We start from the raw sequence: 14,179 nt of genomic DNA, 5'->3' as shown, positions 1-14,179 counted from the left end.
TATAAAAAAAAGAATCCACCGCTTGGTGGATTCTTTTTATGTTTATACTAACATTATTACGCTAGTGTACTACTAATTTTTGGGTGAATTGCTTTTGACTAGAAGTATGCTGAAGCTGAACCAAATATACCCCAGTCTTTAGCTGATTTGCTTGTAGTTCAAATTGTTGATTATCTGCTGTTGCATCCTCTTCCATAACTTTCTTACCTAGCATATCAAAAACCTTAACTGTCCACAAACCATCTAAATTAGCCGGCAAAGCAAAACTTAAATAGTCTTGATTAAGCGGATTTGGGTACATACTAAATCCTTCAGCTGGCATATCGCTAATACCTAAACTACTAGGTTTAACTTTCAATGCAAAGCGTTGAGCAGCAATACTTGCAGGCAAGTTAGCGTCTACACTAAAGTGAATAAACTGTATATCATTATCGATTAAAGTTTCGGTATTCAGATAGTTATCTACCCAATACAAGTCCATATTCTCCCATTCGGTGCGTTTTACCACCACAGTGTAAATCTGATGACGGTATTGATTGACGAAAAGAGGAATTATTTCTTCTTGACTTGGATAATTACGACGATCTATCGCCAAATACTTACCATTGTTAACCACAGCGATGTTTTCATCTAAATTTCCCATTTTAGAAGCATCTTCCACTCCAGCCAATGTAGTATAACTACTGTTCCATTTCAGGCGCAAAGCATCGCGATAAGTTTCGCCATTTTGCAACTGATTCGCTTCATAAAGGATCAAATCTACATAAGTTCTCGTTTGTGCCCCTGGTCTAAAAACATCGGTTTGGGGCTCACTCACGCGTTTGTAACTTTCTTGAATACTCATATCGGGTACTCCTCCTGTACTTTTTACAAAGGCAGCCTGCCCCGGTTGTAAATAGCGATTGGCAGCCGAAGTGGTAAAACCTGAAGTTCCTGTTGCAACGGTGTTTGTGTTTTGTTCGGTATCTACCGTGACAAAAGCTCCTCGTCCTCCTAAATTAGATGAATTCTGATTGTTATCGTTTGTTCCACCTAAATTGGGGTCCCAGATGTAGTAATCGCTAGCCAAATTAGTGGCGTTTTGCAATACCGCCTGCATATCAATAGCGGCTGGATACGGATTACCAAAAAAGTTAAAATCATCTGCCATACTGCTAAAATTAAGTTCGTTAGCCAGGTCAACATTTCCTTGACGAACACTACCAGTAGCTTCTAAAATGGTATTATTAGATAAAGCAGTATTATATCTAATATCAAGACTGCGATCTCCACGTACCATTAAGCGATAGCCTTGACCTGCCGTTAAGGTGTTGACATTGGTATTAGCAATAGACGACCATTGTTGGTTGCTATTATCAAAAAGGAATAATGAGGGATTACCACTAGGGGTTGCATCAAAACCATTGGTTTGATCTATTTTAGAGCCGGTAATATGCGTACCATAACCAGACTTAGGGTTATCACCTACGGCAGTGGCTCCTTGCTGCCAATTATTGTGAATCGTAGTGCTGGTGGTAACCGGTGGCGTTACCAAGCGGAAGCCACGACGGCCGGGTATGCACTGCTCGGTAATAACATCTCCCGTGATGCTGCCATTGGTCAAATCATCGATCTGGGCTACACGCTGAGTTAAATCTGCGAATTGGCATTTTAAACGCAGTTGCCCATTGGTGTCCAAGCTACCACTGTTTACTTGTACCAAATCGGTTATACCGATTTCTTGATTGGCATTTAAGGCTAAAGTAGCAGTGCCATCCACAATTAAAGTAGTAACCTCAAAACCTTCACCTTCAAGGCGTGCATTTGTTGAGCCTAAATACAATTCGTTTACTTTACCTCCAACCAGTTGAGAGGCAGTGGTGGTTAGGGTACCGTTTACACTTAATCTAAAGGCCGATTGAGCATCTAAGCTAGCATTTGCGTGAAAACGCAAGTTAGCAACACTTAAATCTGCATTCATCACCGGACTATTAGTGGTAAAAGCAGGATCTGGAATATATACGTTGGTCGTAGCATCAGGTAACCCTGGGCACCAGTTGGCCGGATTATTCGTATTCGTACTTACTTCACCGGTCCAGATGGTTTCATTTGAGCCAGCGTCTAAGCGGGTTAAGGCTAATCCTGCTGAAGTTGGTCCACCACCCGAATTTGTCACCCTAAATTCCACTACCGAGTTTGGCCCTAAATATACACGAGCTACATTATTCTCGCGTGTATTAGTCCAACCTGGTCTTGATAAAATTGTACTACCATCAATAATTAAGTCGGCATCATCATCGTGACGGATGATATCAAATTGGTAATAACCGCAATCAAAATTTTGACGCATAAATTTATAGGAATGATTCGCCGAAACTCCGTCTCCTACATAACCATCAGCCGTAGATGCTGGATTACTTGCACTATCACCAAAATTATAGTCATTTGAATCAAATCCTAAACCGGTCTCTGTGGTGACAAAGCCTCCCTGATAATCAGTGAAGTTCCCTAGTGAATACACCGAACACTCCCAAAAACCATCTCCTACTCCTGCGAAATCGAATTCTGGTATCATTTCAAATTGCACAAAAGAATCGCCTGTGGTTTCTTGCAATCGCACTTCAATTTTTTGGCCTGCGGTAAACTGGCGAACTGGAATGTTCTGAAAACTCGCCCGCGTGCTGGTACCGTTATAAATTCGAGTAGTATTTTGAAATACTTGAGCCGTATTATTGTGTCGTATTCTCATTTTATAGTTCCCAGTTTTAGGAATAATAGTCGTATACACCAAAGAGTGATTGTTATTGCCTAGCGTAGTACAACCATCAAATCCTGGCGCATCACTGGGATTTCCTGTTACGGCATAGGATAAACTGGAATCGAAACTTAATTTTCCCGGTCCATACGCATGCGCATCGGTATAATAACCGTAATAGGCATTACTGTTGGGGCTGGTATTGGCTCCATCATAAGCATAAGCGCGCCACTCCCCTTCTACTGCGCTAAGCACAGTAGGCGAACTAGGCAGATTGGTACACTGCGCCCAGGAATCGGCTGTTAAAGCCGTTACAAACAGACATAAAATCAAAAAGAAAAGTTTTCTCATATAAATTGGATTTAAGTTATTATTGTACATACCAATAAATTTGTCGGAATAACAGCTAGAGGCGTAGACTAGAAAAGCTTTAGCCCTTCATTGAAAAATACCAATACGTCTAACAAAATTTTCGTTCAATAGAAAAAAATAACCGACAAGTCATTCGTTTTAAAGGCTTTAAACACCTTTTAAAGACAAATTTATACTTTTAATCTAAATTTAACTAAAAATTAGGAGAATTTTTAATATTTTTTTAAGTAGCTCATTTTTAGTCTTTAATAACCTAAAGAACAGCTCTTATTTTTTAAGCAAATTGATAGGTATAAGTATTTAGTATTAGCGGGTAGAGAGAATTATCGATTAAACACGAGGAAACCTAATTTGCTGCCCCTCTTTTTAAGAAGCGTATCCAAGAATGTAGTTTAAGTTTTCTTTCGTGAAAGGTTTTGTAATGACATCCTTCACCAGGGCATATTCTTTTGCCCTTTCAATTTCGCGGGTATCTGTAGTTGAGGAAACCACAAACAGTTTTAATTGTGAACAAGCTGCCCAACTTGCTTTTTCTGTTAGATCTAAAAAGCGCCAGCCATCGTATTCAGGCATATTCAGGTCGAGGAGCACATAAACCTGCTCTCCACGCTTTAATAGTTTTTTTAATATTTGGGAAGCGCCTGCTGCGTTTAAAAGTGCATGCTGTTCATAGTCGGGCACCATGCGTTGCGCCAAGAATTTAATAATTCGTTGGTAAATAGGATCATCATCAATAATCACAATGTGCTTTTTGCTGCTCTCCATGCTTTTCAGCCTTCCTTTGTTTCATTTACTAATTGTTTCAAAACCGCATCCATCTCTTCCGACGAATATTTGAGTTCATTTAACCAAGATACTAAATCTTCTACACTTTCAGGGTGCGCTTGTATTAAATTTACAATACTCATAATTCGCGCTAAGGGTGCCCGCAATCGGTGCGACTGGTCCCAGGCTATTTTTCGAAGTTTTGCATTCTGACGTTCAATAGTTTGTATGTAATCTAAAGTGCGGGTTACATTATTAGCTTGTATGAGTATTGCTTCTCCAGCGTCCATATCGGGTACACGGGTAAAATGCAACTCCACTTGTATATTTCCCTCTAGCGTATTGGGCTGCTCAAAGTAATGCTGGCCGCGGCTAGTGTTTTTCATCTGGATCAACTCCTGAATCGAAATACGATCTTCTTCACCAAATAGCTCTAAAAAGCTTAAGTTATTGAATACTTTGCTTTTATCAGGATATAATTCACAAGCCGCTTGATTAGCATGGGTAATCGCTAATTTTTGAGGTTCGAGTAACCACATGGGTTGCGGACTTAAATTAAATAGCCGGGCAAAGTTTTGTCGCTCCCTCTCCACCTGTTGAATAAAAAAGTGACGGTTGAGTGTAAAAGCCATACTCTTTCCCAATAAATTGGGGTTGAGTTCATCTTTCACCAAAAAATCATAAACCCCTAATTGCAAACTGCGTTTTGCCCAATGCAAATCGCTGTATCCGGTTAAAATAATTATAGGTGTTTTATCGGCCATTTTCAAACAGGCCTGCACCAATTCTATCCCACTAGCGTCAGGCAAAATCAAGTCCAAAAAAATTAAATTGATCTCAAGTTTAAAGTTTAGAATATCTTGAGCTTGACTCAAATTCTGGGCATGCTCGATTTGAATCCCTTTATTTTTTTCCAACAAGTAATCTTCAAGGAGTATATAATCGCCCAAGTTATCTTCTATAACCAATACATTCAAGGGTTTGGCTCTGTTTGAAAGCATAGGCTTAGTCGGGAATTACTGAGAGTTGCAACCAGAATTGGTCTATTTTTAAAATCACTTCTAAAAATTCTTCCATATCCAGCGGTTTCACAATATAGGTATTGCAGTGTTGTTCATAACACTTCTTCACATCTTCTTGGTTGTTGGAAGTGGTAAGCATGATAACCGGAATGGTTTTTAACTGCTCGTCGGTTTTAATCTGTTGCAAGACTTCGTGTCCGTTATAAATCGGTATATTGATATCCAGCAAGATAATATCGGGTCTTTGTGCGTCCTCATAGTCTTTTCTTTTGAACAAGAAATCTAAAGCCTCTTGGCCGTTGCGCACTACACTTAAATCGGCCTGCACCTTGCTTTCTTCAAAAGCCTCTTGTGTTAATAGAATATCGCCTTCGTTGTCTTCTACCAACAATACATTTACTTTTCTCATGCTTGAATATTCTTTTTTAAGGTAAAATAAAAACTAGTGCCTTGACCTGGAGTGGACGCTAACCAAATGTTTCCGCCTAAAAACTGCACCCCTTTTTTCACCATGGCTAAGCCAATCCCTGTTCCTGGATATTCTTCTCGGTTGTGCAGACGTTGGAAAATTACAAAAATTTTATCAAAAAATTGGGGTTCTATACCTATCCCTTGATCGTGTACGCCAAATACAAATTGTTGAGCCTCCTCTTCGCAAGTCAATTTTATTTTGGCTGGCTTCCCGGGTTGCTTGTATTTAAGCGCATTATCTAATAAACCATGAAAAATTTGAGTGATTACCGCTTTATAGGTAGGTATGCTAGGTAAATCAGGAAACTGCAATTGCGCCTTATTTTCTTGTATCAATTTTCGCCTAAGGTGTTTAAAATCGGCCATCACCTCATTTAAATCTACTAGCTCAAGCTTCTCGGTAGGGCGCCCTACTCTAGAATAAGTCAACAAGTCTAAAATAATTTGTTTCATGCGTTGGGCACCATCGGCTGCAAAATGAATATATTGATTGGCGCGTTCATCTAATTGTTCGCCATAACGTCTTTGCAATTGATTCATAAAAGCATTCACCATACGAAGTGGTTCTTGCAAATCGTGCGAGATGATAAAAGCAAATTGCTCTAATTCTTCATTTGAACGCTGCAACTCTTCTGCTCGCTTATTAAGATCGGCATTCAATTGCTTGAGATGCTGTTGGTATTGCTTTTGTTTTGTTATATCTTCCATCACCCCTACCATACGATAGGCTTTACCTTGACCAGTACGCATCAGCAATCCGCGATCTATAATTTCGGCATAATTCCCATCAGCCAATCTATAGCGGTATTCTTTTACCCATAGATCCTCATCGCTGGCAATGACTTCTTCGAGACTTGCGTTCACCTCCTCCAGATCATCGGGATGTATACGTTCCGTCCAAGCCGAAAGATCAGGATGCACATAACTGGTATCATGCCCAAACAATTTATTAAAGCCTTCACCCAAATAAATCTCATTGGTTGCTAAGTTCCAATCCCAAATAGCATCTTGGGTGGCTTGGGCTATTTTTTCAAAGCGTTCATTAGCTTGTTTAAGAGCTTCTTCGGCTTGTTTTTTCTCGGTAATATCGCTAAAATAAACCGAAAGACCCTGATTGGCGGGGTATGCAGCTACCTGAAACCAGGCCTCTACAGGTTCATAATAGGCTTCAAAACGCAAAACCTTTTGAGTCGCCAAAGCTTGTTTATATTTTTTATGAAAGATACTTTGATAGGCTTCTGGAAATACTTCCCAAATCGAATTACCTAAGACTATTTCTTTTGCCACACTGGTTACGACAGAGGCTTGCTGGTTCCAGTAAGTAATATTCCAATCGGCATCTAAAGTAAAAAAGGCATCGCCGATACTCTCGAGTATCTGACTCTTTTCGGCAAAAGCCTGCTCTAATGCGCGAGCGGCCTGAATACGTTCATCTATATTTTTAAAGTAAACCGAAAGTCCAGATGCCGAAGGATATACATTGATTTCGTACCAGCGCTGGTCTTCGGGATAATGGTACTCAAAACTAGCGCTTTCCTGATTTTGCGCTGCATTTAGAAATTGTTCAAAGAGCCAACTGTCTTCAATTAAAGGAAAAACCTCAAAAAGGGATTTACCCAGCACTTCTTCGGTTTTCCGGTCTAACAACTCTTCGGCCATACGGTTAAAATAGGTGAATTCCCATTGGCTATTGAAGGCGTAAAACGCATCAGAAATACTGCCTAATACTTCTTCGATTTGCAATTGCAAACGCTTTGATTCACTTATATCTTGTATGCTTCCGCTGATTTTCTTGGAGGTTGTGGAATAGGGTTTCGGACCTCCTTGCAAGCGCATCCAGCGCTCTTCGCCTCCCAATTGGCTAAGCTGTACCTCCAGTTCAAATGTTGCTTGCTTTTTGCAAGCCAACATAATTTTTTCTGTGATTTGACGGCCAAAATCACGCTCAAAATGCCCCAGTACCTCGGCTATAGATTCATATTGATTTGTTGTGGGGGAGTCTAAAAGTCGTATGGCATCCTTAGACCAATGCATTTGCTTTTCTTCACAATCTAACTCCCAAAAAGCCAATTGAGCCATTTCACAGGCACGCTGATTGCTTTCTTGTAACAGCTTTTCTTGAGTTATGTCTTTTCCAGCCGCAAAAATCACTTCGCCGCTTAAAGCTCTTCGACAACTCCAGCTGAACCAGATCAATTCACCGTTCTTTTTGTAATAGCGATTTTGAAAATCATGGGCGATTTGCCCCTCAAAAACCGATTGAATCAAAGCTGCCGTTTTTTCCAAATCAGGTGGATAAATAAATTGGGAAAAATCTTTGCCTTGTATTTCGGAGGCAGTATAACCCATCAACTCCAAACCGGCTGGGTTAACATTCAAAACGCTACCACTCGTATCGAGCATACAGACAAACTCTGGTATGGTATTATATAGATTCTTATAGGTATCTTCTAGTATTTTACGTTGCAATTCGGCAGCCACTGGCTGTTGCAAGCGCTCGGCAACTTCCCGGTAGCGTTCTATATAATTACGATTACGCTTGCTAGCCAACACCAAACAACCTAAAAACTCAGCTTGATAGAATATTGGGACAGCCATTACATATTTTATTTGTTCGGCTGATAAGGCTTCTCTCCTTATGAAATGGTTTTGAATTTCAACCTCGTCCCAAATTAAGGTCGTCTGATCACGCCATATTTTCCCTGGCAAACCTTCATCTATCTCAAAAGTAGTCAATCGGCCATAACGCTCGTATAATTCTGTCATCTGAGCATGATAAGCAAATAACTGAATATGGTCCTTGCTTTGTGTAGGCATCCATAGCTCTACAAATTCAAAATAACCGTAGTCATATATATTTTCACATAGCGATTGGCAGCCCGCCAATAAATTCTCGGCTGCACTAAAGCCTTGCTTAATATCGGCTAGTAGTTCTTTTTCTAAACGGGCTTTTTTCTCGTGGGTAATATCCCGTTGAATAGCGATGAAATGAGTGACCTCTTGTCGGTTATTACGTATAGGGCTAAATTGCAAATCCACCCAAATTTCTTTGCCCTCCTGGGTATAATTAAGCAATTCTACAGTAATGGGTTCCTGGCGTTCGAGATGCTGTCTAATCAACTGTAAACTGGCAGTATCGGTGTTACTACCTTGAAGGATACAAGGCTGCTTTCCTATAATCTCTTCAGGTTGATACCCCATTAGGTTGGTAAAAGCCTGATTAACATAAATAATTTCTGGTCCAGGTGCATCAAGAGGCGCAGCTCTTGTGATAAATACCGCATCGCTAATACTATTAATCGCCGTATATAACAGCTCTAAATGCTCTTTTTCTTCAATGCGTTGGGTTATATCTTGAGCATTGAGCACTAACCCTTGAACAGCCGGATTCTCTAGCATATTGGTAAGTACGCCAGACAACCAACGCCATTCCTCCTTATTATAGCGAATCCTAAAAGGTTGTAATTGTTTTCGTTCCCCCGGTTTTAACGAGCTCATTGCTTTTGCTAAAACCTCACGATCTTGCGGATGAGTTAATGCTAAAGCATTCTTACCCTGAAGCGTATCTTGCACATGTGACTCGGGAAACCAATTGTTCTGATTTATATAGGAAAAACGAGCATCAGCAGTCAACACCAACATCAAATCTACCCCTTCTTGTACAAGTGCTTTAAAATGCTGTTCGCGTTGTTGCAATTTACGTTCCTGAAGCAAATAATCGCTAGCATCCCGTGCCACGCAATACATTAATTCTTGGGTTTCATCCCAACGAGCCGACCAGTAGAAAGGTATCTCTCGGCCATCTTTGTGTAAAATATAATTCAGAAAATGCCGTACCTCGGTTCCTTTACGGATGATACTCTTTGCCATCTGATGCGAAGCCTCACGATCGGCAGAACGCACTAAACTCAACAGTTCGCTACTACGTAGACTTTTTGGCGAATACCCCCACTGAAGACTGGCCGCCGAACTGATGAATTGAATTATACCATCACGATCTATAGTACAGAAAACATCTAAAGAGGCATTCAATAAACCGTTAACGCGAAAGCATTGATTGGTTAGTTGGGTTATATCTTTGCCAGAACAAAACACAAAAGTTTGCCCTTCCTGTTGAATAGATTTAAGTGTAATATGATTGTAAACAATTTGATGTTGCTTAGGGTCAAAAAACTCATCCTCTACTTCAAAAGCAGCCCCCTCTAAAGCTTTTTTATAATGAGCTCGCCAAACTTGAAGTGATTCTTCATCATATTCATGTGCCAGAACAGACTCGCCGTAGTCAAAAGACCTACCAATAGCTTGGCGGATTGCCCGATGATAAGCATGGTTGGCATAAACCAAGCGCATTTCGGTATCGACCACCCAGATTAAATCGGGTAAATCATCTAGTATTTCTTGATTAACTTTAAATTCATGCATAGGGGGCGACGCATTTTTGTAATCTTCTATCCTCATTGGCTTAACAGAATGCACTTTTAAAAGTCATTTATAGCCGTTCTTCTTCATCAAAAAAAGATTGCAAATTTCTAAAAGATAATTTCAATTCAGATGATAAAATTAATAATTTTAATCCTTACAAAACAAACTTTAATCTTAATATAAATTCTAAGTTAAAATTTGTTAACATTTATAAAACAAAAAACCCGACAAAACTTGCCGGGTTTTAGATGAAATGAAAATGGCTTTATTCTACCATCAACTTCTGAGTATGATATTGCCCTTCAGTGGTTTGCAGGCTTACCATATACATGCCAGCTTTTAAAGCAAGGGATTCAAGCGATAAACTTTTTTGCTGGAGCGTTTGAGTTTCGCTCCATACTACTTTTCCTAACATATCGCTAATTTGTATTTGTACTTGGGTACCCGTAGCTTGTTGAGGTAATTGAATTTGCAGTTGATTACCGCGCAACGGATTCGGATACATACTCCATGTTTCGTCTTGCAGGGTATCGCTATTCAATTTACCTTGTGGTTTAAATTTTAAAGCAAAGCGCATAGGGTCGGTACTGGCCTCTACATCAGGGTCTACTTGAAAGACATGCGTAAATGCATCTCCTTGAATAGGGGTTTCGGTATTCAAGTAATAATCGATTAAATATACCTCGTGTTCAAAACTATTTTTATTATTAAAACGCAACACATAGTCGTTATGCCGGTATTGGTTAATGAACAAGGGCAGTATTTCTTCTTGCTGCGGGAAAGCCCTACGGTCAATACTCAAATAGTTTTGATTATTCACTACGGCTAAGTTCTCATCCAAGTTACCCATTTTAGCCGCATCTTCTTCTCCTGCCAAACTGGAATAGGTATCCTTCCATTTCAATCGTAAGGCATCTAAAGTCGATCCGCCATTCAACAAACTGTTCTGATCAAATAATTGTATATCCATAAAGGCAGCTGTTGGGGCACGAAAAACATCAGCAATTGGCGCTTCTACCTCTTTATAGGACTCTTTAAAAATAAGTTCGGGAGTACCTGAACCTCGGGCAACCATAAATACCGCCTGCCCGGGTTGTATGTATTGTTTTCTTAACAAAGAACCTACAATACTTCCTATAGGGTTTTCTAAATCAATCGTTACAAAAGCTCCTCGACCGCCAGGCTGACCCACAATTGGTTTTCCTCCTTTAGTCACATCCCACATATATACCTGTAGTTTGCTGATATGCTTACTATTAAGCATTAATTTCCTTAAATCTACAGCGGCAGCATAAGGGTTTCCTACTAGGTTAAAAGCTCCTTTCGTAGCATTAAAGTTGGCTGCCATATCGATATCACCCTGAACTAAGTCTCCTTGAGCGCGTAAAATGGTGTTGCTAGGCGCAGCTGCATTTGAAGTAATATCGGTAGATCGATCGCCACGAACCATCAATCGCCAAGGCTGCCCTGCTGTTAAGTTTGTAGCATCGGTATTGGCAATCGGACTCCAGGTCTGACTCGCGTTATTGAATTGAAACATAGACGGGTTTCCGCTTGGGGTTAAATCAAAACCATTGGTTTGATCGCTCGTGGTACCCGTGATATGGGTTCCATATCCAGGTCGGTTGCCGTTGCTCGGATGCGGATCGTGATTCCACTGCAAAGCTCCTTCTTGCCAGTTATCGTGAATAGAGGTACTGGTGGTCACTTGCGAAGTCACCAACCTAAAACCACGACGTGCAGGCATGCATTGTTCTACTAAGACCTCACCATTAATCGTACTACCGGCAGGGATCTCATCGATTTGCCCCAGTTCGGTTCCTCCGTTTACAAAAGCACAAGTTAGCGTCAGCTTATCATTGGTATTTAAACTACCCGCAGTTAAGCGAACCCACTGCCTTACGCTTATATTTTGGTAGGTAGCAATATTGACGTTTTGCCCCGAAATTTGCAGTTGATCTACTTCAAAAGCTTTTCCTTTGATGCTGGCTTGATTGCCCGCAAAGCCTAAAAATCCGATTTGGTTATTGACCAAAGCTCCTTGCAATTCAAAATCTCCGTTTAGCGTTAGTTTGTGATCTTGCAAATCTACCACTGCAGATTCGGCAATATAAAGCGAGCCGATTTCGGCATCTACATTTAATTTTAGGTTGTTGGGGGTAAGGCTTTGTTTCGGGATATACACCTGGTCGTTAGGTCCAGGTAAAGCCGGACACCAGTTGGCGGCATTATTGGCGCGATTGTTCTGCTTCCCTGTCCAAACCACGGTTCCAGCTGGAGCCTGATCCAGTCGATTGAATTGCAATCCAATACTGGTTGGCCCGCTACCATTGTTACGTACTTTTACCTCCATCTCGGTATCGGCACCCAAAACGCCGGTCCACACCCCTGTTTCACCATTTAGGTTATAACCGGTTTTTGACCAAACGCTTTGTCCATCGATAATAATCTCGGTATCATCGTCATATTCGGTAACATCTATGCTATAGAATCCGCAATCAAATCCGCGACGACGGTAAATATAAGAAGTATTGTTTGATATGCTGGTACCGGTATAACCAGGAGCATCTGACGGCGTCTGAGTGGAAGACCACGGACTCGTAAAATCTAGACCGCTTTGGCTGAATTGCCCTGCGTAATTGGTAAATGAATCATCAGAAAAAACAGCCGTTAACCACTCGTCTTGACCAAAACCAAGACTTATTCTGTTAAATTGGATGGAAACATTAGAGTTACCAAATGATTCAGCCCATTCAACTTGAAGTTCAGTATCCTGATCTAAATAATGGGTATTGGCTATCAATCTTTGATTGGCTGAACCAAATGAACTATAAATCTCTGTACCATTTAAACTTACACTTGCGTTCCAATCATCGTGGGTAATGGTAATTTCATAATAACCTCTAGGGAATCCTTTTCTGCGGTAATCAACATTAAAATAACTATTATTCATCGAGCATCCTACATAAGCTTTATTTTGATAAGTAGGATTTTTAGCTTTATCCCAATAATCCTCGGTGTTAAAATCTAAACCTAAAGTTCCTGTGGTAGCCGTATGTTGATAATAGCCTTCATAATTTTTAGCACCAGACAATCTATCATACACATAGGCCGTCCATACATCTTGTGTATAAGTACCTTCGCTAGGGTGATTAGCCCCTGTAGGAACACAATTTTGTGCCTGTAATGTATTTGACATTAGGGCACAGGAAAAAAGTACGAGAAAAAGTAAACTTCTTTTCATAAGTAATAATTTAATAAGTAAGTGGAATGAATAAGCTAGATTAAACCTTATTTTTTAATTTTACGGATGCCGTAAGCCGTACCCGCCAATAAACCAAAAGCCAAAAGCGAATCGATGGGCGCCGCGGGCGTTTCATCATCTACATCGCCTTCAAAACCAGGCATTTGGGCATAGGTTAACGAGCTAGCGAAGAATAAAAATAAGAAGGTAATTTGTAGTTTAGTTTTACGCATTACAAAATTGGTTTTAAAGGTGTTTAGCTGTTTCAGCCGGCAAAACTAGACGATAAGCATGTTACCCAAAATGAATCTTTCAAATATTTGTTGAATCGACATAATTTGTCGATTAAGTGCAAGGTTAATTTTTATATATTCATTGTTTTTTAATAAATCAGTCTTTTTGCAACATCAAAATCACACATCATTATCAAATCATTAATAGCGTATAACCTCTCCCTCTACATCCAAAGTCTATTCGATAATCCAACTTCAATCCAAATACTACAAATTCTTTCTGTTCATTTTTGCTTGATCAAAAACGAACCAAAAAATAAATTCGTTACTTTTCGACTGTGTCTCGATACTTCGCATTTTTGTTCTATCGCCCAAAAACCCGAAACTCCACATGACTAGGTAGGTTTTAAACTACTACGAACATACTGCGACCTTTAGGGAGTCCCGAGTATTCGGGATCACTTCGAGTGGGCCAGCCTAGCCAACAGGCATTTTTAATGCCGTAGTTGGACTCGCTGGGTTGTATCGAGAAGTGAATGAAACTACACCCTTCACTCCCAATCAAAATCAAAATCCAACTTCAAACCAAATACTACAAATTCTTTCTGTTCATTTTTGCTTGATCAAAAACGAGCCAAAAAATCAAGAATAGTTGAGGAAATTGCTTTAAGCTGAAAGTGTTCAGCTTAAAGCATGATCGCTGCATGCTCTTTTTCGCTATCGCGAAACGCACTTCCGCTTGTCACTCGCTATTTCTGAAACTATTCGGGTTTTTAATTAAAAATGAAAAATTAGACTTACCATTTTAAACCCGGCCTATCGAAAATAGCGCGTAAAATTGGCAGTGCAGTAAGCGTTAAAAATTTTAGGCTGTTTGAGACCGATTGGAAATCGGGTGAGTTCCTAAAATTTAGCT

At 40.1% G+C, this 14,179-nt stretch carries 7 protein-coding genes; all 7 read right to left on the bottom strand.

Annotation, left to right across the window (positions count from 1 at the left end; translation table 11 throughout):
- Positions 1 to 61: 61 nt before the first annotated feature.
- A complete protein-coding gene (locus ACFSQ0_RS01180) occupies positions 62 to 3,085 on the bottom strand; it encodes a T9SS type A sorting domain-containing protein (protein WP_379042988.1) in 3,024 nt (1,007 codons plus the stop codon).
- Between the two features lie 387 nt (positions 3,086 to 3,472).
- A complete protein-coding gene (locus ACFSQ0_RS01175) occupies positions 3,473 to 3,871 on the bottom strand; it encodes a response regulator (RefSeq protein ID WP_379042985.1) in 399 nt (132 codons plus the stop codon).
- 5 nt (positions 3,872 to 3,876) lie between these two features.
- Positions 3,877 to 4,872: a response regulator gene (locus tag ACFSQ0_RS01170; RefSeq protein WP_379042982.1), complete on the bottom strand. Its 996-nt coding sequence runs from the start codon at positions 4,870 to 4,872 to the stop codon at positions 3,877 to 3,879.
- A 4-nt stretch (positions 4,873 to 4,876) separates the two neighbouring features.
- Positions 4,877 to 5,302 (bottom strand): response regulator, encoded by a 426-nt coding sequence (locus ACFSQ0_RS01165; protein ID WP_379042979.1) that lies wholly within the window; start codon positions 5,300 to 5,302, stop codon positions 4,877 to 4,879.
- Positions 5,299 to 9,822: a PAS domain S-box protein gene (locus ACFSQ0_RS01160; protein ID WP_379042976.1), complete on the bottom strand. Its 4,524-nt coding sequence runs from the start codon at positions 9,820 to 9,822 to the stop codon at positions 5,299 to 5,301. Before ACFSQ0_RS01160 ends, ACFSQ0_RS01165 begins: the two co-directional genes overlap by 4 nt.
- A 229-nt stretch (positions 9,823 to 10,051) precedes the next feature.
- Complete coding sequence (locus tag ACFSQ0_RS01155) at positions 10,052 to 13,030, bottom strand: T9SS type A sorting domain-containing protein (RefSeq protein ID WP_379042973.1); 2,979 nt, start codon at positions 13,028 to 13,030, stop codon at positions 10,052 to 10,054.
- Between the two features lie 47 nt (positions 13,031 to 13,077).
- Positions 13,078 to 13,263 (bottom strand): PID-CTERM protein-sorting domain-containing protein, encoded by a 186-nt coding sequence (locus ACFSQ0_RS01150; protein ID WP_379042970.1) that lies wholly within the window; start codon positions 13,261 to 13,263, stop codon positions 13,078 to 13,080.
- Positions 13,264 to 14,179: the final 916 nt, after the last annotated feature.

Source organism: Mesonia sediminis (assembly GCF_042684705.1).
Lineage (GTDB): Bacteria > Bacteroidota > Bacteroidia > Flavobacteriales > Flavobacteriaceae > Mesonia > Mesonia sediminis.
Note: the sequence above shows the minus strand (reverse complement) of the source record. Positions and strands in the feature narration are given on the sequence as shown.

Excerpts from the sequence above, each read along its gene's own strand:
- ACFSQ0_RS01180 (WP_379042988.1), bottom strand. The coding sequence starts at position 3,085 with ATGAGAAAACTTTTCTTTTTGATTTTATGTCTGTTTGTAACGGCTTTA.
- ACFSQ0_RS01175 (WP_379042985.1), bottom strand. The coding sequence starts at position 3,871 with ATGGAGAGCAGCAAAAAGCACATTGTGATTATTGATGATGATCCTATT.
- ACFSQ0_RS01170 (WP_379042982.1), bottom strand. The coding sequence starts at position 4,872 with ATGCTTTCAAACAGAGCCAAACCCTTGAATGTATTGGTTATAGAAGAT.
- ACFSQ0_RS01165 (WP_379042979.1), bottom strand. The coding sequence starts at position 5,302 with ATGAGAAAAGTAAATGTATTGTTGGTAGAAGACAACGAAGGCGATATT.
- ACFSQ0_RS01160 (WP_379042976.1), bottom strand. The coding sequence starts at position 9,822 with ATGAGGATAGAAGATTACAAAAATGCGTCGCCCCCTATGCATGAATTT.
- ACFSQ0_RS01155 (WP_379042973.1), bottom strand. The coding sequence starts at position 13,030 with ATGAAAAGAAGTTTACTTTTTCTCGTACTTTTTTCCTGTGCCCTAATG.
- ACFSQ0_RS01150 (WP_379042970.1), bottom strand. The coding sequence starts at position 13,263 with ATGCGTAAAACTAAACTACAAATTACCTTCTTATTTTTATTCTTCGCT.